This window comes from Fictibacillus sp. B-59209 (assembly GCF_036216745.1).
Classification (GTDB): Bacteria; Bacillota; Bacilli; order Bacillales; family Fictibacillaceae; genus Fictibacillus_C; species Fictibacillus_C marinisediminis.
Genome location: NZ_JARMMC010000019.1, coordinates 32,686 through 55,012 on the forward strand (window position 1 = coordinate 32,686; position 22,327 = coordinate 55,012).

The 22,327-nt window shown below is 41.6% G+C and carries 19 protein-coding genes; 18 read left to right on the forward strand and 1 reads right to left on the reverse strand.

The window, feature by feature from the left end; genetic code table 11:
* Window positions 1-89 precede the first annotated feature (89 nt).
* Window positions 90-743: a cyclic di-AMP binding protein CbpA gene (cbpA, locus tag P4361_RS16075; protein ID WP_062232186.1), complete on the reverse strand. Its 654-nt coding sequence runs from the start codon at window positions 741-743 to the stop codon at window positions 90-92.
* A gap of 254 nt (window positions 744-997) precedes the next feature.
* On the opposite strand from cbpA, the gene P4361_RS16080 reads away from it, so the two are divergent.
* From P4361_RS16080 to P4361_RS16165, 18 genes are all read left to right on the forward strand, one after another.
* Window positions 998-2,506: a M1 family metallopeptidase gene (locus tag P4361_RS16080; protein WP_328090065.1), complete on the forward strand. Its 1,509-nt coding sequence runs from the start codon at window positions 998-1,000 to the stop codon at window positions 2,504-2,506.
* Between the two features lie 165 nt (window positions 2,507-2,671).
* Window positions 2,672-3,994 carry a D-serine ammonia-lyase gene (locus tag P4361_RS16085; RefSeq protein WP_328090104.1) on the forward strand — a complete coding sequence of 441 codons (1,323 nt, stop codon included), beginning with the start codon at window positions 2,672-2,674 and terminating at the stop codon, window positions 3,992-3,994.
* Window positions 3,995-4,265: 271 nt separating this feature from the next.
* A complete protein-coding gene (locus P4361_RS16090) occupies window positions 4,266-5,246 on the forward strand; it encodes a sugar-binding protein (protein ID WP_328090067.1) in 981 nt (326 codons plus the stop codon).
* Entirely contained in the window at window positions 5,243-6,640 is a 1,398-nt protein-coding gene (locus P4361_RS16095) for a sensor histidine kinase (protein WP_328090068.1), read from the forward strand. Before P4361_RS16090 ends, P4361_RS16095 begins: the two co-directional genes overlap by 4 nt.
* A 13-nt stretch (window positions 6,641-6,653) precedes the next feature.
* The gene (locus P4361_RS16100) at window positions 6,654-8,072 is read left to right on the forward strand and encodes a response regulator (protein WP_328090069.1); all 1,419 of its coding nucleotides are present in this window, start codon (window positions 6,654-6,656) and stop codon (window positions 8,070-8,072) included.
* A gap of 94 nt (window positions 8,073-8,166) precedes the next feature.
* On the forward strand, window positions 8,167-9,462 hold the full coding sequence (locus P4361_RS16105; RefSeq protein ID WP_256226936.1) for an ABC transporter substrate-binding protein: 1,296 nt from the start codon (window positions 8,167-8,169) through the stop codon (window positions 9,460-9,462).
* A gap of 76 nt (window positions 9,463-9,538) precedes the next feature.
* Window positions 9,539-10,513, forward strand: coding sequence for a carbohydrate ABC transporter permease (locus tag P4361_RS16110; protein WP_062232200.1), 975 nt, complete (start codon window positions 9,539-9,541; stop codon window positions 10,511-10,513).
* Complete coding sequence (locus P4361_RS16115) at window positions 10,513-11,334, forward strand: carbohydrate ABC transporter permease (protein ID WP_256226938.1); 822 nt, start codon at window positions 10,513-10,515, stop codon at window positions 11,332-11,334. The genes P4361_RS16110 and P4361_RS16115 overlap by 1 nt, the downstream gene beginning before the upstream one ends.
* Window positions 11,335-11,447: 113 nt before the next feature.
* The gene (locus P4361_RS16120; RefSeq protein ID WP_091005751.1) at window positions 11,448-11,924 is read left to right on the forward strand and encodes a hotdog fold thioesterase; all 477 of its coding nucleotides are present in this window, start codon (window positions 11,448-11,450) and stop codon (window positions 11,922-11,924) included.
* Between the two features lie 88 nt (window positions 11,925-12,012).
* A complete protein-coding gene (egtB, locus tag P4361_RS16125; protein WP_234293181.1) occupies window positions 12,013-13,293 on the forward strand; it encodes an ergothioneine biosynthesis protein EgtB in 1,281 nt (426 codons plus the stop codon).
* A 217-nt stretch (window positions 13,294-13,510) separates the two neighbouring features.
* Window positions 13,511-14,422, forward strand: coding sequence for an NAD(P)/FAD-dependent oxidoreductase (locus P4361_RS16130; RefSeq protein WP_328090070.1), 912 nt, complete (start codon window positions 13,511-13,513; stop codon window positions 14,420-14,422).
* 21 nt (window positions 14,423-14,443) lie between these two features.
* The gene (locus P4361_RS16135; protein ID WP_091005758.1) at window positions 14,444-15,625 is read left to right on the forward strand and encodes a MalY/PatB family protein; all 1,182 of its coding nucleotides are present in this window, start codon (window positions 14,444-14,446) and stop codon (window positions 15,623-15,625) included.
* 307 nt (window positions 15,626-15,932) lie between these two features.
* Entirely contained in the window at window positions 15,933-16,430 is a 498-nt protein-coding gene (locus tag P4361_RS16140; RefSeq protein WP_328090072.1) for a hypothetical protein, read from the forward strand.
* A 93-nt stretch (window positions 16,431-16,523) separates the two neighbouring features.
* Entirely contained in the window at window positions 16,524-16,937 is a 414-nt protein-coding gene (locus P4361_RS16145; RefSeq protein WP_328090073.1) for a general stress protein, read from the forward strand.
* 204 nt (window positions 16,938-17,141) lie between these two features.
* The gene (locus P4361_RS16150) at window positions 17,142-17,939 is read left to right on the forward strand and encodes a hypothetical protein (protein WP_328090075.1); all 798 of its coding nucleotides are present in this window, start codon (window positions 17,142-17,144) and stop codon (window positions 17,937-17,939) included.
* A gap of 24 nt (window positions 17,940-17,963) precedes the next feature.
* On the forward strand, window positions 17,964-18,329 hold the full coding sequence (locus P4361_RS16155; RefSeq protein ID WP_328090076.1) for an STAS domain-containing protein: 366 nt from the start codon (window positions 17,964-17,966) through the stop codon (window positions 18,327-18,329).
* 377 nt (window positions 18,330-18,706) lie between these two features.
* Complete coding sequence (fdhF, locus tag P4361_RS16160) at window positions 18,707-21,664, forward strand: formate dehydrogenase subunit alpha (protein WP_328090077.1); 2,958 nt, start codon at window positions 18,707-18,709, stop codon at window positions 21,662-21,664.
* Window positions 21,657-22,196: a DUF1641 domain-containing protein gene (locus tag P4361_RS16165; RefSeq protein ID WP_062232220.1), complete on the forward strand. Its 540-nt coding sequence runs from the start codon at window positions 21,657-21,659 to the stop codon at window positions 22,194-22,196. The genes fdhF and P4361_RS16165 overlap by 8 nt, the downstream gene beginning before the upstream one ends.
* Window positions 22,197-22,327 lie beyond the last annotated feature (131 nt).

Consider the following 22,327-nt stretch of genomic DNA (forward strand, 5'->3'; position numbering starts at 1 on the left):
GCTTTCCGCGGGGCGTGCGGTGAGCCTCTTGGTGCAAGCACCGGCGGNNATTTTCGACTTTCTGGACAGCGTCTTTCTTATCGTCTTGCTTATAGAATTGCATTCTCAAACTCTCTTAAATCTTCTATTTCTGCTACTTTAAACCCGCTGTGTTCAATCTTATGAATCAGCTGTTCCACTTCTTCTTTTGATACAGAACGGTTAAGAGTAATAACGATCCGGCGCACGAATTGCTTGCCCGCATCCTGTGTGAAGACTCCTTCAATATTATATTCATCATTTATAGAAGAAAACAGCTTTTTCAATGATCCTTTCCCTTCTGTAGTGGAGACAGTGAGCGAATATCCGCCTTTTTTTATGCCATAGGAATCTTCAAGAATATCCATCACCTTTGAATGGGTGACGATTCCTTGAAAAAAGCCGTTTTGATCAATAACAGCCATGAAAGGAAGGCGCCGGATAGAAAACAAAACTTTAAAATATGGCGTATCCTCATACACATAGCTTTCCTCATCCTGAATCAGCTTGCTCACTGGATCGGATGTAGAACCGGCTTCATCAATGATATAATCGGACGTTGTTTCTTTATAGATCAGCCCCCGAAACTTTTCCTCTTTTTCATCAAGAACGGGAATACAGCGGTATCCTGACTGAATGAGCTGTCTTCTGCTCTCGCTGATCGATGTATTCTCTGTGACGTATGTTACTTTCGTTTTTGGTATGTAATTTGATTTAATCTTCATTTTTGACCCCCTATGGATAGAATGCATTTATCCTTACTAGTTTCGTCATTATTTGCACCATTCCCTTTTTCTATCGTTTGATATCCCGAAAATATTTTCAAAAAATTGCTATTTTTACAAATTCGTCCAAATGACCCAGGATATTATTACCTTTATTCTCCTTTGGTGTGTCGAATGATTCGTCCTTTTGTTGCAAGGAGTCACACTTTGGAATCCAGAAATAGGTAAGGCAGTTAACCAAAGGAGGATGTATCATGAAAAAACCAGCAAAAAAAGCCGTAACGATGACAACAGCTGCCTTGCTTGCAGCAAGTTTATTTACAGGGTCTGCTGCAGCAGCTGCTCAAGGGAAAGGAATCGTTTCTCCGCCGCATGTGATGAAAGGCGGCTACCAACCCATCCAAAAATACAGTCAGACACCGAAAGCTCCTTTTCAAACCCTTGCAAAACAAAGCAGCCGCTTAAATGTGATGGGCCCTTCCAAACCTAGCTACAAGATGAACGTGTTCTACGACACGGCGAAGCATCAAATTTCCGGAAAGCTTTCTGTAAAGTTTAAAAACAACTTGAAGAAAAACTTAAATGAACTTTATTTCAATCTTTGGGGCAACGCTGACATGTTTGCGGAAAATGGAGGCAGCATGGATGTCAGCAATGTAAAAGTGGATGGAAAACGGGCGGTGTATAACGTAGATGGAACTGCGCTGCATATTCCTTCCGTCAACATTAAAAAGGATAAGTCAGCCTCTGTCAGTATGAATTTTACGGTAAAGGTTCCTGAACAGCAGGACCGCTTTGGCTGGTTCAAAAATACCGTATCACTAGGAAACTGGTTCCCGATTCTTGCTGTCTATGACAAGGAAGGGTGGAATGTGGATCCGTACTTTCATGCCGGGGAATCCTTCTATTCTCTAACTGGAGACTATGATGTTACCGTCACTACGGATAAAAAACAGGTCATTGCAGCTTCCGGAACAGAGATTGGAAAACCACAAACAGTAGGTAACCTTGCCGTACACCGTTATAAAGCACATAAAGTCAGGGATTTTGCGATGGAGATGGATCCTAGCTACAAAGTAAAAAAAGGGACGGTCAACAACGTTAAAATCAATGTTTACTATACAGCTGAACAAGCTGCGTATGCGGATTCAATGCTCCAGTCCGGCCTGAAAAGCATCGATCTGTTCAGCGATCATTTTGGCACCTATCCTTGGCCAGAACTTGATATCGTTGGAATGGAAGGCTGGTTCGGCGGAATGGAATATCCTCAGCTCGTCATGATCAGTATTGCAGGACAACGTTCTCAAGAGTGGGTAAAATCCGTAACCGCGCATGAGATCGGCCACCAATGGTTCTATGGAATAATTGGGGATAACGAATATGATGAGCCTTGGCTGGATGAATCCTTTGCAACATTTTCGGCAGCTTTATATGACAATGAGTTAGATCAGCTGACTACACCAGCCGTACCCAATAAGGATTATCATCTTTCTTCTCCAGTATCAACCTATACAGCGGGTGGCAATGCAGGGATTAACGCTTACTATCAAATGATCTATGGCTATGGCTCCCGCACGCTTAATGATCTCCGTTTAAAAGTAGGGGACAAAGCATTCTATTCTGCAATGAAAGCCTACTTTAAAGAAAAGAAGTTTGGTGTGACGACGACAAAAGATTTCGTCACCATCATGGAAAGAGAAACCGGGAAAGATCTTGGAGAGTTCTTTAAAGATCACCGTGTTTATATTTCCGATCAAGAATAGAGTAACCTCATTGCAGCTAGCCGGCTCGGTACTGAGCCGGCTTTTTTACGGTTTCTATCTTCTGAAAGCTCTAATACAATGAAATCTGCCATGTTACAATTGGAGGGAGATGTTAAACAGGGAGTTGATATTGTGGAAACCAGGAAACCGCTTAAAAAAGAAACGATGCAGCATTACTTAAATAAATACCCTTTATTGAGTAAAGCCTCTAACGTGGAAGAAGTGTTTTGGAGTAATCCGCGATATACCCCAGGTCATAGCCCGGAAACTGAAACGATCCGTTTAGCAGATATTAGTGAAGCTGAAGAAAGGCTTAATCGGTTTGCTCCTTATATATCAGTGGCTTTTCCTGAAACGCGGCCAACGAACGGAATCATTGAATCTCCATTGCAGGAAATACCTGATTTTCAAATGGCAATAACAGATATTGAAGATTTGAACCATCCGGGCAAATGGCTTTTAAAATGCGACAGCCACCTTCCTATATCGGGTTCGATCAAAGCGAGAGGCGGCATTTATGAAGTATTGAAGCATGCTGAAGAATTGGCATTTCATCATCAGTTGATAACGAGGGACGAGAACTATGCAAAGTTTGCGGAAGAACCGTTTACACAGCTCTTTTCCCAATATTCCATTGCTGTCGGCTCTACCGGAAATTTAGGTCTGAGCATCGGAATAATGAGTGCGAAATTAGGTTTTAACGTAACCGTCCACATGTCGAGTGATGCAAAGGATTGGAAGAAAAACCTTTTAAGAAGCAAAGGAGTCGAAGTCATCGAGTATCGTGCGGATTACAGCTTGGCCGTTGAGGAGGGAAGGAAACAGGCCCAACTCGACACGAGGTGTTATTTTATTGATGACGAGAATTCCACTACTCTTTTCTTAGGTTACGCTGTAGCTGCCCTGCGATTAAAAAAGCAGCTCCAAGAACAAGGTATTCCTGTTGACCAGGATCATCCTTTATTTGTCTACCTCCCTTGCGGAGTGGGTGGAGGCCCAGGGGGAGTAGGTTACGGATTAAAAGTTTTGTTTAAGGAGAATGTCCACTGCTTTTTTGCTGAACCGGTACAATCTCCCTGCATGCTCATAGGGATGATGACAGGCCTTCATGAACAGGTATCCGTATTTGACTTTGGCTTAACCAATGATACAGCAGCTGATGGTTTGGCAGTCGGCCGTCCTTCCGGCTTTGTCGGGAAATTCATCGAACCGTATTTAAGCGGTATTTATACGATAACGGACGGAGAACTGTTCCGGCTTCTTCGGCTCATTTCCGACTCTGAGAAGTATTCTCTTGAGCCCTCGGCCTTAGCCGGTGCAGCTGGACCTTCCAGACTTTTAAAGACCACTGAAGGCGTAGGTTATCTCAAGAAACATCACCTGGCGGAGAAAATGGAAAATGGAACGCACATCATATGGGCAACTGGCGGCAGCATGGTGCCTGATGAAGTAATGGCAAACTACTATCAAATGGGAAGCAGAAGTTAGGTTCATAAAAGACAGGGAAGGAAGAAATGGTTATCCTCTTCATGAAAGAGTTTTATCTGTGCTTCCCTATCCATACAACCGTTTATGATGTCATCGTCACTCATAAAGTTTTCATGTTCTCTATCTATTGATTTCAGGTATATTTTCAAAAAGAACAAACCAGCCAGCCCGCTAAGAGGCTGGATTTTCCTTTATCTTCCGGAAATCGGTCTATTCAATTTTTTTACAATCCATTATTATAAGTATAAAAACGCTTACATAAGGGGTTTCTATGGGATTGAAAAAAATAGGTCTTTCCATATTTATAGCCATCTTTTTTTTAAACGCGGGTTATATGCTGTTTTTCGGAAGGGAAACGTTTCAGGTAAAGCCCTCCGCTGCACAAACACCGAAATATCTTTATCATTTTGTCCTGATATCAGAGGAAATAGATAATGAATATTGGCTGCTTGTAGAAAAAGGAGCAAAAACAGAAGCAGATAAACGTCATATTCACTTGGACTATCTCGGGCCCAAGCAGGCAAACAATGAAGAACAGCTTACCTTAATCGATAAAGCCATCGCAGGCAAGGTCGATGGGATAATGACCCAGGGATTATCCAATGAAAAGTTTAACTACCTCGTTAATAAATCTGTACAAAAAGGAATCCCACTCCTGACCGTTGACACCGATGCTCCGGACAGTGAACGCCAGGTCTATGTAGGTTCTGACAATTACAGGGCCGGCAAGCTTGCAGGAGAAGAACTGGTGAAGAATACACAAGGTAAACAAAAAGTAGGAATTGTTACCGGCCGGCTTGATGCGTCCAATCAGAAGCTGCGGGTAAAAGGATTTGAAGACGTTCTTGCTAAACATAAAAGAATCCAGGTCGCCGGCATTGAAGAATCGAACATCACAAAAAGTGGTGCGCTGCAAGCTACCTATGAATTACTCAAGAACGATCCGGATATTACGGCCTTTTTTGGGACGAGTGCTTTGGATGGCATTGGCATCAGCCAGGTCACTTCACAATATCAAAGCAAGAATAAACCTTTCATTATTTCTTTTGATACCTTGCCCGAAACCATGGCCCTTATCAGGACTGAACAAATTAATGCAACAGTCGGACAGTATCCCTATCAGATGGGCGAAAAGGCCGTCCGAACTCTTCTGTCGGTGAAAAAAGGAAAGCTGCCTCAACCGCTTCAATATACAAAAACGGATATCATCAAAAAAACGAAACCAACTAAGCTGTGGAGGGCCTCAAGATGAAAACGATCCGCAGCAAGCTGTTGCTCTATTTTTTTGTCTTTGTCATTCTATTTAACGTAGTTTCCATCTCCATTTTTTTCAGCAGCCGATCCTTTTTGTTAGAGTATGATTCTCGATTTAAGCAATTTTTGCTCCTGAACGAAATCTCACAGACGTCTGACCAGCTGTACGATAAAGCAAATCAGTATGTGGTTGAACGAAACAAAAAAGTGATTACTGAGTTTCATAAATTACGATATAAACTAAACGAAAAGACAGGATTACTTCAAAAGGATCAGAAAGGGTTTGACAATATTCAGCTGCAAACCTATGTCCATATGGTCCAAACCTTAATACAAGAATGCGAGTTATCGATCGGATTTGCCATTCAGGATGATATCGATCAGTACTCACTGCATTTAAAGGAAGCGAGGAACACGTCTTCTTATCTTCAAGACACCACATTGTCACTGATCGATCTTGAACTGACGGATTACCAATCTTTTTATGCAGACCTCGAAAAGAGAAATGAATCATTCAAGTGGTTTACTTTGTTTTTATTTAATACGACTGTGCTTCTCGCCATCTTTTTTGCCCTATGGTTCTCCAGAGGAATCAATAAACCTGTACAAATTTTATCGAAAGCCGCATCAGAAGTCTCCGCCGGAAAGCTTGATGGGAAGCCCGTACTGATCCAGTCCAACGATGAGCTGAAGCTGCTCGGTGAGACCTTCAATCTGATGCGCAAAAACATACGTCAGTACATCTCTGAGATTGAAGAAAAGTCCGAGCTCGATTCCCTGCTTAAAGAACTGGAGCTGAAGCATCTTCAAAATCAAGTCAATCCTCATTTTTTATTCAATACATTGAATACCATCTCAAGGATGGCCTTTTTTGAGCAGGCAGAGGAGACGTCAAAACTCATTCATTCTGTTTCCACGCTCCTTCGATACAGCCTGAATGATATTAATCAATCTGTCCTCTTGCGTGAAGAGGCAAAGGTAGTCATTGAGTATTTTCATATTCAGCAGACGCGGTTTTCCGACCGGATCGCGTTTCACACTAAAATTGATGAAGATTGTACGAACATCTTGGTTCCAAGACTGATTCTTCAACCTATTGTTGAGAATGCTTTTATCCATGGTGTCGAAAGTATGGAGGATGGGGGAGAGATTTTCTTGGCCATCTATACAGAAGGAGAAACAATCATAGCAGAAGTAAAGGATAATGGAGCAGGAATGCCTGCCGATGCATTATGGAAACAGACAGGTTCGGCTCATGTGGGCCATTCAACTGGCATTGGTCTGGAAAATGTCATGAGACGGATGGCGCTTTTCTATCAATCTGAAAACCTTGTAAAGATCCATTCAACCCCTGGAAAAGGTACATCGGTTAAACTTATATTTCCCCAGTAGGAGGCGGCTTCAGTTGAAAGTAATCATAGCGGATGATGAAAGCCTGGAACGGAAAGCATTACGAAGAATAATTGAAGATCACTTTCCTGATATGACCATTGCAGGAGAAGCTTCCAATGGAAGATTAGCCGTTGAAATGGCCAGAAAACACAAACCTGATTTTATGCTGATGGATATTAAGATGCCCGGTTTAAACGGAATTGAAGCTATCCAAATCATAAAGAAACAAAACCCTTCCATGCAATTTATCATGGTTACTGCCTATGAATCTTTTCAATATGCAAAAGAAGCGATGAAGGAGGGGGTAAGAGAGTATTTGTTAAAGCCCAGTACAGCAGAAGAAACGGTCCATGCGATTCAAAGAGTGTGCCAATCCATTTCTGAAGAGCAAGATAAGCAAAGCTGCTATTCCGCTACAGCAGAGATTGTTTTAGAAAATATTCTGTTGAAGATTCTGCAATATGAGCTTAACGATAAGGTTCTAGAGCAATTAGCTGTTTTATTTCCAAATATGCGGAATACCTTTATTTCTGTCATTGAATGTGAAAAAAACATTCAATTAGAGCAAGTGATTTCTGTGCTTAATAAAAGATCACCATTTCCGTTTATTTCTCTTCCTTATGGAAATCAGCTCGTTCTGCTTTTTATGAGCCACAAGAGCAATCCAATAAATGATTCTTTGCAGCTGGCAAAGAGGCTTCAAGCTGAAGTCTTTGAAAAATTATGGATGGGAGTGGGAAAACCATATACGGATTTAAAAGAGATCAGGCACTCCTATGAGGAAGCCGCTAAGACTGTTCATTTTCTGAAAAAGCAAAACAGCGGGCGTTTTGCTCATTTTTCCCAAGTTGATCCTGCAAAAGAAACTGGACTCGATGAGATCGTTGAGGCTATTTTCAGCAACGATTCTAATGGAGCGAAAAGTATGCTGGGAAAAGAACTGTCATCCATTCAATTAATGGATTTATACATTTTACTCAGGGAAAGACTGGTTCAGGAAGAAATAGACGTCAGTGATTTGTCCTACCCTGAAAATAGAAATGCTTGGGAGGAATTAATCAGAAATGCTTGCAGGATGATCAATGAAAACAAGGAAACGAATGATCCGATAAAACTGGCAAAGAAATATATCGATGAACACTTTCATGAAGCTGTATCTTTGGAGCAGGTAGCAGAAATGGCGGGCTTGAGCCCGACTTATTTTACTAAGCTATTTAAAGAAGAGACAGATGTTACGTTTATTGAATTTCTAACAGAAATCCGCCTTCGGAAAGCGATGAAACTGCTAAACCAAAATCAGTACAGCCTGAAACAAATTTGCTTTATGGTGGGTTATAAAGATCCGAATTATTTCAGCCGTGTGTTTAAAAAGCAGTTTTTGCTTTCGCCTAAACAATATCTCAGACAAAAAGCAGAGGACGCCAAATCATAAAAAAGTGAAGATAATGATAAAAAAGTACAGAAAATTGGCAAACAAGAACCTGCCAATCCTTTTTATACTAGTGATGTAAGCGGTAACAACGTAAATGAAGGGGGAGGTTCACTTGAAAAAGAAAGTATGGATTTATGCTGTACTGGCTTTTAGTTTGATTCTGTCAGCATGCAGCCAATCCAGCTCGGGACAGAGTGATCAGAAGAAAAGCTCTGGCAAGCTGGAGATTTTCAGCTGGTGGACAGGTGCCGGTGAAGAGGACGGATTAAAAGCTCTTATCAAGCTATTTAAAGAAAAAAATCCTGATATCCCAATCGAGAATGCGGCTGTAGCCGGAGGAGCAGGCACGAATGCCAAGGCAGTACTGGCAAGCCGTATGCAGGGGAATGATCCTCCTGCTACTTTCCAGGTACATGGCGGTTCTGAACTGAACGACGGCTGGGTGGCTGCAGGCAAGATGGAGCCTTTGAATGATCTGTATGACAAAGAAGGATGGAATGACAAGTTTCCTAAGCAGCTGATTGACATGGTCAGCAAAGACGGGAAAATTTACTCTGTTCCAGTAGATATCCACCGCGGAAACGTTCTCTGGTACAACAAGAAAATTTTCACTGATAACAATCTTGAAGCTCCAAAAACGTTTGATGAATTTTTCAAGGTTGCTGACCAATTAAAGAAAAAAGGAATAACACCTCTTGCCCTTGGGGATAAAGAGCCGTGGACAGCCACCATGATTTTTGAAAACGTCCTTCTCGGAACGCTGGGAAATGAAGACTATCAGAAATTGTGGAAAGGCGAAATGAAGTTTGATGACCCAAAAGTGAAGAAGGCTGCTGAAACGTATAAAAAAATGCTTTCTTATATTAATTCTGACCATAGTTCAAGAAACTGGCAGGATGCTTCTCAAATGGTCGCCAAGGGCGATGCAGCGATGAACATCATGGGAGACTGGGCCAAAGGCTATTTCGTGAATGATCTTAAGCTTAAAGTGAACGAAGACTTCGGATGGGTGCCGACACCAGGCACAGAAAATCAGTTTATGATCATCACAGATACGTTCGGACTTCCTAAAGGTGTGAAGAATGCAAAGGATGTCAAGCAGTTCTTATCTGTTTTAGGCTCAGTTGATGGCCAGGATGCTTTTAATCCATTAAAAGGGTCTATACCAGCTAGAACTGACGCGGATGTTTCCAAGTATGATGAATACGGAAAACAGACGATTAAGGAATTTAAAGAGGCACAGCTGGCTGCTAGCCTTGCACATGGTTCAGCCGCTCCTGAAGGATTTGTAACAAAAGCTAATCAGGCGGTCAATATTTTTGTAACACAAAAGAATGTGAACCAGCTGATCGATGCATTAACACAAGCGAGCAGTGAACTGAAAAAGTAAGGATTGAGAGAAAAGAGGAGGAGGACATCTCTTCCTCTTTTCTTAATACCAACAAAGATTAAGGAGGAACGGTTGGATGGAACCCAAAATATTGCCTTCTCTTCAATCAGGCACTTCATTAGCCGTTTCAGCAAAGAAACGGAAAAAACGAAATGTAGATCAGCTTTTGTCTTTTGTTTTTATTCTCCCTTCCATTTTGGCAGTAGGTGTGTTTGTCTATGGATTCATCGCCTGGTCCGGGTATGTTTCATTATCCAACTGGAACTCTCTTGTTCCAGACATGTCTTTTGCTGGGTTTAAGAATTATGTTTTCCTGTTTAAGGATTTCCGGTTTCAGGCTGATTTAAGGAATACACTGTTCTTCACGGTGTTCTTTATTCTTGCTGTTCTTGTGATGGGATTGTTGCTCGCTGTATTCCTTGATCAAAAGATCCGCGGGGAAGGGCTCTTCAGAAATATTTTCTTTTTCCCTATGGCCCTTTCTTTTGTTGTTACAGGCGTCATCTGGCAGTGGCTGCTGAATCCAGCAACAGGGGTCAATCTCTTTTTGAAGAAATTAGGTCTGGATTCCCTTTGGTATACTTCAGTAAAAATTATTCCTGGAGTGGAATGGGGGAAAATTCAGTTTGGTGTTCCTGTTGCGGTGATCGCAGTCGTCATCGCCGCTGCATGGCAGATGACCGGGTTTTCAGTGGCAATGTATTTAGCAGGATTGAGAGCCATCCCGGAAGAAATCAGAGAGGCTGCCCGAATGGATGGTGCTTCCGAATTTCAGATCTACCGTAAAATCATTTTCCCAATCGTTGCTCCGGTAACCGTGAGTGTTGTCATCATAATGGCCCATATATCGTTAAAGATCTTTGATTTGATCTATGCCATGACAGGGCCAGGAGCCAATTTTGTCACAGATGTTCCCGGCGTCTATATGTTTGAGACCACATTCAGGGGCAACTATTATGCAAACGGTGCTGCCATTTCCATCATCATGCTTGTAACCGTTGCCGTCTTTATCGTACCTTACCTTATTTCAAGCAGAAAGGGGGAATCGTGATGGCAGTACGCTCTGTTTATCGTACCCTGCTTTACGTTTTGCTGATCATCTTAAGTCTTTTCTATCTTATGCCTGTCTATGTCATGCTGATTACGAGCCTGAAACCGCTTGACCAGATTACACTGTCACAAATGTGGGAACTCCCGCATTCACTTGATTTCAGCAGTTATCAGCAGGCGTTCGAGAGACTCTCCCCCAATTTTATGAACAGTATTTATCTGGTGATTCCTGCGACACTTTTGTCCGCTTTATTAGGTTCGTTAAATGGATACGTGCTTTCTAAGTGGAAATTTAAAGGAGCCGACTGGATTTTCACCGCTATTTTGTTCGGTATGTTTATCCCTTATCAGAGCATTTTGATCCCTCTCATTCAATTTTTGCGTGAAGTAGGCCTTTATAACAGCATACCGGGTCTGATCTTTGTTCATATAGTATACGGAATTCCGATTACTACTCTAATGTTCAGAAATTTTTACGCCAGCATACCTGAGGAAATGATGGAATCAGCAAAGATTGATGGAGCTGGCATCTTTAAAATCTATCAGCATATCATCGTACCGCTCTCTATTACCGGGTTTGTTGTTGTAGGAATCTGGCAGTTCACAAACATATGGAATGAATTTTTATTTGCTGTAACGATTACAACTTCGTCGCAGCAGCCGATCATGGTAGCACTCCAAAATCTTTCAGGAAGTCAGATTGTACAATGGAATGTTCAAATGGCCGGTGCTTTATTGGCCGCTTTGCCTACTCTTCTCGTCTATATTTTCCTTGGTAAATTTTTTGTAAAAGGCCTTTTGGCAGGTTCGGTCAAAGGATAATAGTGAAGAACAGTCTGATTCGAGCAAGAGCAGGCTGTTTTTTTGTGCAAATTTTTTTATAATATTCTTACTTTTATATATACTGGCTATAAGAACGTTTAAGGAGGACTATCATGAATCAGAAACGATCGGAAGAGAACATTCACAAAACGTTTAAAAAGGAAATTTTTGAGTTCTTCGAAAATGAACCGTATGCAAAGTTTTTAGGCATCAAATTATTGGAACTAGGAGAAGGGACAGCAACAGCAGAGGTTGAAGTTGAAGCTCACATGTTAAATTCCCACGGCACCGCTCATGGAGCCGTGATTTTTGCATTGGCTGATTTTGTGTTTGCTGCCGCATGCAATTCCTATGGGAAGACTTCAGTCGGACTTTCCACCACGGTGAATTTTATGGCAGCAGGCAGAGCAAGCGCTAAACTGAAAGCGGTTGCTTCTGAAGAAAAGAAAAACAACAGAACCGCCTGGTATAACATCAGAGTTGAAAGTGAAGGAGAATTAATTGCTGTAATGGAAGCTCTTGCCTATAGAAAAAGCGGATATTTTGTTCCAGTGGAAGAGATGGAAAAGCCAATACCAGAATCCTTATAAATATCGGTTATCATTCTATGAAAGAAGGGAATGTACCACCGACAGATGAACCTTTAAAAATCACTGTTCAGTTATGAGGAGGTAAAGTATGAAAACGCAGGCAACAGAAATGAACAAAATGCTGAAGAGCTATCAGACGGTTCGATCTTTCAGTGAAATGCTGGTGCAGCCGCTGAATCTCGAGGATTTTATCATTCAATCCATGGAAGATACCAGTCCTCCTAAATGGCATCTGGCCCATACAACTTGGTTTTATGAAAAGTTTATTTTAAAAGAATTCGCCGAGGATTACCGGGGGTTTAATGACCAGTTCGATTATTTATTTAACTCTTATTATGAAACAGTGGGCCCTTTTCATCCCAGAATTCAGAGAGGACTGATCACTCGTCCTTCGGTTGAGGAAGTGTTTGAATACCGCAGTTATGTTGACGTACATATGGCTGATCTTCTGGAATCCGGCATTTCTGAAGAAAAGAAGAAAGAGCTGCTGCAGGTTCTTGAGATCGGATTACATCATGAACAGCAGCATCAGGAACTGCTCTTGACAGATATAAAGTACAATTTATCTCAGAACCCTTTTTTGCCGGCCTATCAAGAACAAAAGGAGAGAAATAAACCTTCTGCCGGTGCTGCAACTTATGTTGAACTAAAAAGCGGGCTCTTTGAAATCGGGAACAATGGTGAAATGTTTTGCTTTGATAATGAAACACCTCTTCACAAAGTATGGCTCGAACCATACAAATTGGCCACACATCTTGTTACCAATGGAGAATACTTGGCATTCATAGAGGATGGAGGATACAAGAAACCGCAGTTTTGGCTCTCCGACGGTTGGAGTGTGGTATGTAAAAATCAATGGGAATCGCCATTGTATTGGTTTAAGAGGGATGATGAATGGCATGTATATACCCTTGGTGGAGAGAAGAAGCTAGATCACGATGAACCTGTATGCCACGTCAGCTTTTATGAAGCGGACGCTTATGCAAGGTGGGCAGGTAAACGTCTTCCTACAGAACAGGAATGGGAACATGCACTGGCAGGGAAAAAAGTGGAGGGGAACTTTGCAGAAAGTGGAAACTATCATCCGGTTTCTTCCGGTTTACATGAAGATGGTCCCTTATATCAGACTTTCGGCGATGTGTGGGAGTGGACGAAGAGCCCTTACGTTTCTTATCCTGGGAACAAACCTTATGAGGGAGCTCTCGGAGAGTACAACGCAAAATTCATGTGTAACCAGATGGTGCTGAGAGGCGGATCCTGTGCCACCTCATCCTCACACTTCCGACCGACTTACCGGAACTTCTTTCAGCCGGAGAAAAGGTGGCAGTTCAGCGGCATTCGTTTGGCTGAAGACGGAAAGAGAACATAAGCTGATCCTCTGCGTTGTTGGCCATCTGCAGTGCTCTGCAACAGAGGTGCACGTCACATTGTTTTCTTCCATGATTGTTCCCCTCCATACGATCTACTTTACTTCTATGCTTTGCCTTAATTTGGGTTAAACTAAACATCATGTTCAGGTTTCAGCTTTGGCTGCGCAGTGAAAGTAAGAAAAACAATATTCTTTTCGCAAAAGATCGGGGGAGAGTATGGAAAAATCATATGATTGCATCATAATTGGCGGCGGAATTGCAGGATTACAGGCAGGTATTCAGCTAGGGCGTTATAAACACAAAACACTTATACTGGATTCCAATAATGGAAGATCCAACTTGTGCAAAAATTACCGGAATATACTGGGTTGGCCTGAAGGAGTAAGCGGAGAAACGTTAAGGCAAAGTGGAAAGAAGCAGGCTGAAAGGGTTGGTGTCATATTTAAGGAGCAAAAAGCCTCCACGTTGAATAAAAGTGATAACATCTTTACCATAACCACTGATCAGCAGGAATTCCTGCAAACCCGAACCGTATTGATTGCCACTGGCGTCATGGACAGGCTCCCTGCAGGAATCGAAAATTTGAAAAAATGTCTGGGTGAAACCATGTTTATCTGCCCTGACTGTGACGGCTATGAAGTTGAAGATAAAAAACTGATAGTTATTGGTTCAGGACAGGCTGGAGCTGGAATGGCCATCACGCTGAATTATTGGACGAAAGACATCACATATATTAACCATGAGCAAAAAGAATTGGATGAATCAACGCTTCAGGATTTAAAGGACTTAGGCATACTGCACATATCGAAACCCATACTGGAAATTATCGTGAAGGACGAGTCAATATTTGAAGGAGTCCTATTTAAAGATGGTCAAAAAATAATGGGTGAGCGTGGTTTTGTTGCCTTTGGAGGAAACAGGGTACATTCAGAACTTGCAGAGAAGCTGGGGGTTCAACTTGAGAAAAAACACATCGTTGTTAATGCAAGAACGAAAGAAACCAATATCGAAAATGTATGGGCGGCCGGAGATGTTGTCGCTCACTCCGAGCAGGTTGCCATAGCCATGGGAGATGGCGTACAGGCAGCGATTTGGATTCATAAAAGACTTCGTTCTTTAGAGCCTTAGAAAGGGAGGAACACAGAACGGATGAAAGCATTCAATGAAAGAATTGATAGATTGAACACCCACTCCGTCAAATGGGATCATACGAAAGCGATATTTGGAAAAGAAGATCTACTGCCGATGTGGGTGGCAGATATGGATTTTAAAGCTCCGCAGCCAGTCATTGATGCCATGAAACAAAGAATTGACCATGGTATTTTCGGATATTCAATGGCCACAGAAGATACAAAGCAAATCGTCATAAACTGGTTGAAGAAAAGGCATAACTGGGACATTCAAAGTGATTGGATCGTCTTTACCCCAGGTGTTGTTCCTGCTCTTTCTGCAGCGATCCATACCTATACCGACCAAAATGATGGGGTGATGATCCAGAGCCCGGTTTATTACCCGTTTGGTGACATGGTGAAAAAGAACAATAGAAAACTTTTCAGGAATTCTTTGCGCTATAACGGTGAAACCTATGAAATGGACTTTGAAGACCTTGAGTTACAGTTCCGGACGAATAATATTAAATTGATGCTCCTTTGCAACCCTCACAATCCTGTGGGCAGAGTATGGACCAAAGAGGAACTGGGGAAATTGGCAAAACTCTGCATTCAATATGACGTATTGGTTTTTTCAGATGACATTCATTTTGATCTGATCTATAAGAAGTACAGGCATACGATCTTGTCCTCTTTGTCCCCTGAAATTGAGGACAGGACGATCACAGGAATTGCTCCAAGCAAGACGTTTAATCTTGCAGGACTTCAATTTTCTACAATTATTATTCCGAATAAAACACTAAGGGACAAATTTAGTGATTATTTAGCAACAATTGGTTTTTTTTCACCAGGATCCTTGGGGATCATTGCTGCGGAAGCTGCTTATCAGCATGGGGAAGAATGGCTTGAGGGCTTAATGGAATACCTGGAAAGCAACCTGGACTACTTGAAAAATTTTATAAAAGAGAAGCTTCCCCAAATTAAAGTGATCGAACCCGAAGGAACCTACTTAGTTTGGCTGGACTGCTCCAATCTAAACATGGATCATAAAAAGTTGGAGAGCTTTATGCAAGATGTAGCAAAATTGGCATTTGATGAAGGTTATATCTTCGGGAAAGAAGGAGAAGGCTTTGAACGAATAAATATTGCCTGTCCTCTTGAAACCTTGAAAGAAGGATTAACAAGATTAGAGAAAGCGATAAATAAACAAAATGTTATTTGATGAAACCGCCCTGAATCTGATTCAGGGTTTTTTTAATTGGAAAGCTCTGTTAGTCCATGAAGTTTTTTGGTGGGGTATGATTGAAGAGCCGTCATAGCTATCACCCCTTCCTATTGGAGTAAAAGACTTGAGGGCCTCTTTTAAGCATCAGTATGCTAGGCCCTTTAAGATTGAAAATCAACAATATGCTTTAAAAAAGCCAATTGGAAAGAATTACTGTGCTAAATCAGTTGAAAACTTAAGGAATCCTTAGTAAAATGGCAAACTGTGTGAAGTGAATCGATCAAAGAGAAAGGGGGAAGTCAGGATGCATAACGTAATGGAAAGAGAAACAGCTTCGATTGAACAAGCGCGGAACAGTCTGGAATTTCAAGTGCTTCGAATGCAGAATGATTTAAAAAAAATAGCTAAAAAGTGGGATGTCCTTGGGGTCGAACAGACAAAAGATGACCATCTGACCATCGTGTACAAATTGGAAAATAAACATCAGTGTAAAATTATGCTGAATGACTGCTCCACTTCTTTTCAAGGAATTTGGGATTTTTCCATTGATGCCATTTATGACAGCAATGATAGTATCTTTATCGGAGACATTAGGGGACCCGCCAACATGGGTTATGGCTCAATTTGTATACGATATTTGAAGGAACTGGCGAAGGACCAAAACATCCCATATATAAAAGGGGACATTGCTACAAGAGACTGGGACCACGTAAACCGGCTAGTCCATTTTTATGAAAAGCACCATTTTTCAGTTCAATTGGATAACGAAAGCAAATCTGGCAGTATCGTTTGGAATGGCTAAAATGATTATTTCCTTTGAAAGTTAGAAAGCAACGTTTATAAACCTCCCGCCCGGGTATGTAAACACCCAAAAGCTTTAAAAGGAGGAATCTTTATGGGCAAGAATGTCCTGGGCGTTTTTAATTATGATGAGGAAGCAGTCATTGCTGTACAGCAGTTGAAGTCAGACGGTTATCCTATTGATGAAATCTCATTTGTCATCAACCATGATGGATTCAAAGATACTCTCGAAAAGAGGACGGGAGCTGCGGTTGATATCATTAATCAAGAAGAAACAATATTCCAAAAAATTAAAAATATTTTCTCGAATGATCCGTATACAAATAACTTTGAAGAAAAACTGGCTGGGCTAGGCCTCCCGGAAAACAAAGCCATAAACTATGCATCTGAACTAGAAGCAGGGAAGATATTAATGCTGGCAGGCTCAGATTATCAACTTGATGCGAGGGGCGAAAAGACTCTAGCAGAGTCCGAGACCTTTGGGCATGACAAAACACCTCATTCATAGCGAAACAGAAACCAGTTCCATACCTGCGAGGAACTGGTTTCATTTGATTGTAAATATTTGTTCTATATGTTATATTATGTTTATAAGTTTGTTAACAATATATTATACAGGCATCCAGCGAGGAAGAAATTTAGTTCCTCGCTCTTTTACTATCCAGACTGCTATCGCTAAGTTTTCCTTAGGGGGAGGACTAGGAGGTGCAAGATGATTAACGAATATCAATCAAAGATCAAGCACATGCCCATTCCATACTTTGAAATTGATAAAGAAATGAATATCTTGGCTCAATCCGACAAATCAATCGAAACTTTTTGTAATAAAGGAAATTTTTTAGATATTGTTGATCTCGAAAGCCGTGAGAAAGCTTTGATATTTCTTGTTTCTAAAAAACGGCAGCAAGAAATCGAGCTGGTTCTTCAGACGGCTCATTCACCTTATTCATTGTTCAGCTGTTCCATTCACTGGAATGAAGGGATCGGTTACCTTGTTTGTATTGAACAAACGGACAAACTAAAGAATCTTGAATCTAAAATTGAAAAGCAGTGCAAGCGGCTGGCTGAAACCAATTTTGAACTGCTTGAACAGAAAGAGCAGCTTGAACAATCTTTAAAACGGATATTAGAGCTTTCTGCACATTTTATTAAGTTATCTGATTCTGTAGGACTAGTTCCGCTTACTGGCGAGCTCAATCCGGAATTGATTCGAGAAAACCATTTAACCCTAACCAATATTGCACACGATGGAAAATTTACTATGGTATTTTTTGATTTCAGCAGTGTCGGTAAACTTACCAGTGAAGGCATTGAATCATTTTCACAGCTCATACACAGTCTGAATCTTGTAGGCGTAATCTGTTATGTGATCGGCCTGAAACCCGAACATGCCGTATATTTAAAAAATAAAGGCCTTAATAAAAAAACATATTTCATGCGGAACCTGGATGAAATCATTCAAGTTGATCTGGAGTACAATCCTCAAAAGAATTCAATCATGCTGCATTAAAACCTATAGGGAGGTTTTTTCAAAATGAGTATACCCATCCTAAAAGTCAATGATTCATTGCTTGTCTCCATTCAAGAAGATTTGGACGATCAGTCAGCAATACAGCTTCAGGAAGATATTCTAAAAAAGATTCAATCTACCAATGCTAGAGGTATTGTAATGGATCTCTCTTTGGTCAATCTGGTGGATTCCTTTATTGCCAAAATACTAGTTGATATTGTCAACATGTCAGATCTGATGGGAGCCAGGGTCATTGTAACAGGTGTTCAGCCTCTGGTTGCCATTACACTGAATGAGATGGGAATTTCCATGAAAAATATATCAACCGCCATTGATGTAGAAAAAGGTTTAGAATCATTAAAAGAACATAACGGAAGACTCCAAAATTAAAAACATAAATCCTAGTTTGAAAAGGGGCTGTCCTGAAAGTCGAAAATTGACCTTCAGCAGCTCCTTTTTGGCTTGAAAAACTTCAATGAAAAGTTGATTGAAGTGGAAGGTGCGAGACTCCTCGAAAATGAACTTCACATTTTCTTCGTGCGATAAAACGCTGCCGGAGTCTTCCTTGTCCTGCGGGACTAGCGGCGCTAGCGCCAAGAGGCTCACCGCACGCCCCGCGGAAAGCGAGCACCCTCGAACGGAAATCAACAGCTTACAGACTTCTTGGACAGCCCCTTTTTTTAGTAAAAGTTTAAAAATTCACGGTAAGGGTAGTGAGGAAATGAATAGTTTATAACAATTTAAGAGGAAAGCAGTGGTGAGCGATATTGTCAGATTCAATACATGTGAAAATTAACGGCATTCAAAAAACAACCCAATCAGATCAAACCGTTCTACAGCTTCTTTCAGAACATGACATTGACGTCCCCAGTGTCTGTTACCACCCTAGTCTCGGACCGATTGAAACCTGTGATACTTGTATTGTCAGTGTGAACGGAGAGCTTGTAAGATCTTGTTCAACTTCTTTAAAAAATAGAGATGTAATTGAAACAGCATCAGAAGAAGTCAGGAAAGCACAAGTCATCGGCATGGACCGGATATTACATAACCATGAATTATACTGTACGGTATGTGATTACAATAACGGCGGATGTGAAGTACACAATACGGTAAAAGAAATGAAAGTCAACCATCAGAGCATCCCGTTTGAGCATAAACCGTATGATGCAGATCAGTCTCATCCGTATTACCGGTATGATCCTGACCAATGTATTCTATGCGGACGCTGTGTGGAAGCTTGCCAGGATGTTCAGGTCACCGAAACACTGACAATTGACTGGGAAAGGGATCGCCCTCGTGTGATCTGGGACAATGATGTACCGATCAATGAATCATCATGTGTATCCTGCGGCCATTGTTCCACCGTTTGTCCTTGCAACGCCATGATGGAAAAGGGGATGGAAGGAGAGGCCGGCTACATGACCGGGATTGACCGTAAAACCCTTCGTCCCATGATTGAAATTACAAAAAGTGTAGAAACGGGTTATGGATCCATTTTGGCCATTTCAGATATGGAATCTGCGATGCGTGAGGAACGGATCAAAAAAACAAAAACCGTATGTACGTATTGCGGTGTCGGGTGCAGCTTCGACATCTGGACAAAAGGCAGAGAGATACTTAAAGTTGAACCTCAGGCAGAAGCTCCGGCAAATGGGATATCCACATGTGTTAAGGGGAAATTCGGATGGGAGTTTGTCAACAGTGAAGAAAGATTGACTAAACCTTTGATCAGAGAAGCTGACGGATTCCGGGAAGCCGAATGGGATGAAGCGATTAGCCTGATCGCGGAAAAGTTTTCTGAAATCAAGAAAGAGCATGGAGCAGACGCGCTTGGTTTTATCAGTTCTTCCAAATGCACAAACGAAGAGGCCTATTTGATGCAAAAACTAGGGAGAGCTGTCATCGGCACTAACAATATTGACAATTGCTCAAGGTATTGCCAGACACCTGCCACCCTAGGTCTGTTTCGAACAGTAGGACATGGCGGAGATTCGGGCGGTATTAAAGATATTGAGATGTCTGAACTGGTCATTGGTATAGGTACAAATACTTCTGAATCGCATCCTGTACTCTCCACAAGAATTAAACGTTCACATAAGCTGAACGGACAAAAGCTGATTGTAGCTGATTTAAGAAAACATGAGATGGCAGAACGCTCAGACTTGTTTGTCCAGCCAGCACCAGGGACTGACCTTATCTGGCTGTCAGCAGTGTCCAAATATATTCTTGATATGGGCTGGGCCGATAATGACTTTATTCAAAACAGGGTGAACGGATTAGAAAACTATGTTGAAAGTCTTGCTCCATTTACATTGGACTATGCTGAAAAGCTGACTGGTATGCCGAAAGAACAAATCATAAAAATTGCTGAAATGATTCATGAAGCGAACTCTGTTTGTGTATTGTGGGCCATGGGGGTCACACAGCACAGTGCAGGAAGCGATACGAGTACAGCCATTTCAAACCTTATGCTCATTACAGGCAATTATGGCAAGCCTGGGGCAGGTACGTACCCACTTAGAGGGCATAACAATGTACAGGGAGCAAGTGACTTTGGAAGCATGCCGAACAGACTTCCGGGCTATCAGCATATTGAAGAGGAGCAGGTGCGAAAAAATTTTGAACTGGCCTGGGGCGTGAAGCTGCCGGAAAAAATCGGCTTAAATAATCATGAAATGGTTGCTGGCATCCATGATGGTACACTCAAAGCCATGTATTTAAAAGGTGAAGATATGGGAATCGTTGATTCTAATATCAACCATGTACATGCAGCATTCGAAAAGCTTGAGTTTTTTGTTGTACAGGATATTTTCCTTTCCAGGACAGCAGAATTTGCTGATGTTGTTCTTCCTGCAAGCCCCAGCCTTGAAAAAGAAGGCACCTTTACAAACACTGAACGAAGAATTCAACGTTTATATCAGGTGTTGGAGCCTTTAGGTGATTCCAAACCTGATTGGAAGATCATTCAACATATAGCAAATTCACTGGGTGCAAACTGGAAGTATGAACATCCTAGCGATATTATGGAGGAAGCTGCTCCTCTTGCACCTTTATTTGCAGGAGTAACTTATGAACGCCTTGAAGGGTATAAAAGCTTGCAGTGGCCAGTGGCAGTGGACGGAAAGGACACGCCTCTATTATTTACAGAGGACTTTCCATTTCCTGACGGGAAAGCCAACCTTTTTCCATTAGAATGGACAAAACCAGTCCATTTTGGAAAAGAATATGATATCCATGTAAACAATGGCCGTCTGCTTGAACACTTCCATGAAGGGAATATGACATATAAAGCAAAAGGAATCACCTCAAAAACACCAAATGTTTTCCTGGAGGTTTCTCCCGAGCTTGCGGAGGAACGCGGACTGAAGAATGGTTTTCTTGTCCGCCTTACTTCACCTTATGGAAATGTTAAAGTGAGATGCCATATTACCGATCGGGTGAAAGGGAAAGAAGTTTACCTTCCGCTGAATGATAACGGAGACGCAGCGATTAACCTTCTGACAAGCAGTTATGCTGATAAAGATACCGATACACCAGCTTATAAGGAAGCCATGGCTAAGCTGGAAGTCCTGAATACTGAAGGAGTCGACCCTATCCCAAGAATCAACCATCGGAACGGAAACCCACAGCCGCAGATTGGTGTAAATGTGCAAAAGAAATGGGCAAGAAAAGATTACGTTTTTCCTGGCGACCTTGTAAAAAAGGAGATGAAGCAGGATGGCTAAAGCAACGAAAATCATAAAGAGGCTGGAAGTTACAGAGGAAGAGCAGAGAACCAGAGACTTAAAAGAAGTAGAAGATGCTTTGATTAAAAACAAAGATGCACTTCTGGAATCACTCAGTGTTATCAATCATATGCATGAAAAAGGAATCATCTCTCTGTTAAACGGGCTGTTCGGACAAGGAGACAAAGTACTTGAGATTTTGGTTAAGACTGCTGATACGCCAGAGACCTCGAACACACTTAAAAACCTTCTTTTGATGATGGGTGTATTGGGCACTCTCGATGTAAAACAGCTTGAACCCCTTTTATTGAAAGTCAACGCAGGGGCAGCCAAAGTAGCCGAACACAAAGATACCGAAGAAAAAACAAGTTATTTTGATCTTTTACGTGCACTTAAAGATCCTGAAATCAATCGCTCCATAACACTTCTCATGACATTTTTAAAAGGAATGGGCGAAAAGACCGAGCATAAAGAACGCAGCACAGAAGAATTCACGGTTCAAAGAAAAGATAAAGGCAAAAATCTTGGATGATAGAAAACGAACTCCCTGAGCAGGGAGTTCGTTTTTTATGGAATTACCTAAAATTTATCGACAATCTTTTAGCTTATTTCTGCTTTGACGCGTTCCATCCTCTGAATATCCGATAAAAGTTCCGTATTATT

What these genes read in the sequence shown, in the direction of transcription:
- P4361_RS16135 (WP_091005758.1), top strand. Translation starts at nt 14,444, where the DNA reads ATGAAAGCATTCAATGAAAGAATTGATAGATTGAACACCCACTCCGTC.
- P4361_RS16155 (WP_328090076.1), top strand. Translation starts at nt 17,964, where the DNA reads ATGAGTATACCCATCCTAAAAGTCAATGATTCATTGCTTGTCTCCATT.
- cbpA (WP_062232186.1), bottom strand. Translation starts at nt 743, where the DNA reads ATGAAGATTAAATCAAATTACATACCAAAAACGAAAGTAACATACGTC.
- P4361_RS16145 (WP_328090073.1), top strand. Translation starts at nt 16,524, where the DNA reads ATGGGCAAGAATGTCCTGGGCGTTTTTAATTATGATGAGGAAGCAGTC.
- P4361_RS16115 (WP_256226938.1), top strand. Translation starts at nt 10,513, where the DNA reads ATGGCAGTACGCTCTGTTTATCGTACCCTGCTTTACGTTTTGCTGATC.
- P4361_RS16140 (WP_328090072.1), top strand. Translation starts at nt 15,933, where the DNA reads ATGCATAACGTAATGGAAAGAGAAACAGCTTCGATTGAACAAGCGCGG.
- P4361_RS16085 (WP_328090104.1), top strand. Translation starts at nt 2,672, where the DNA reads ATGCAGCATTACTTAAATAAATACCCTTTATTGAGTAAAGCCTCTAAC.
- P4361_RS16095 (WP_328090068.1), top strand. Translation starts at nt 5,243, where the DNA reads ATGAAAACGATCCGCAGCAAGCTGTTGCTCTATTTTTTTGTCTTTGTC.
- P4361_RS16110 (WP_062232200.1), top strand. Translation starts at nt 9,539, where the DNA reads ATGGAACCCAAAATATTGCCTTCTCTTCAATCAGGCACTTCATTAGCC.
- P4361_RS16120 (WP_091005751.1), top strand. Translation starts at nt 11,448, where the DNA reads ATGAATCAGAAACGATCGGAAGAGAACATTCACAAAACGTTTAAAAAG.
- P4361_RS16090 (WP_328090067.1), top strand. Translation starts at nt 4,266, where the DNA reads ATGGGATTGAAAAAAATAGGTCTTTCCATATTTATAGCCATCTTTTTT.
- P4361_RS16165 (WP_062232220.1), top strand. Translation starts at nt 21,657, where the DNA reads ATGGCTAAAGCAACGAAAATCATAAAGAGGCTGGAAGTTACAGAGGAA.
- P4361_RS16080 (WP_328090065.1), top strand. Translation starts at nt 998, where the DNA reads ATGAAAAAACCAGCAAAAAAAGCCGTAACGATGACAACAGCTGCCTTG.
- P4361_RS16150 (WP_328090075.1), top strand. Translation starts at nt 17,142, where the DNA reads ATGATTAACGAATATCAATCAAAGATCAAGCACATGCCCATTCCATAC.
- P4361_RS16105 (WP_256226936.1), top strand. Translation starts at nt 8,167, where the DNA reads ATGAAGGGGGAGGTTCACTTGAAAAAGAAAGTATGGATTTATGCTGTA.
- egtB (WP_234293181.1), top strand. Translation starts at nt 12,013, where the DNA reads ATGAAAACGCAGGCAACAGAAATGAACAAAATGCTGAAGAGCTATCAG.
- P4361_RS16130 (WP_328090070.1), top strand. Translation starts at nt 13,511, where the DNA reads ATGGAAAAATCATATGATTGCATCATAATTGGCGGCGGAATTGCAGGA.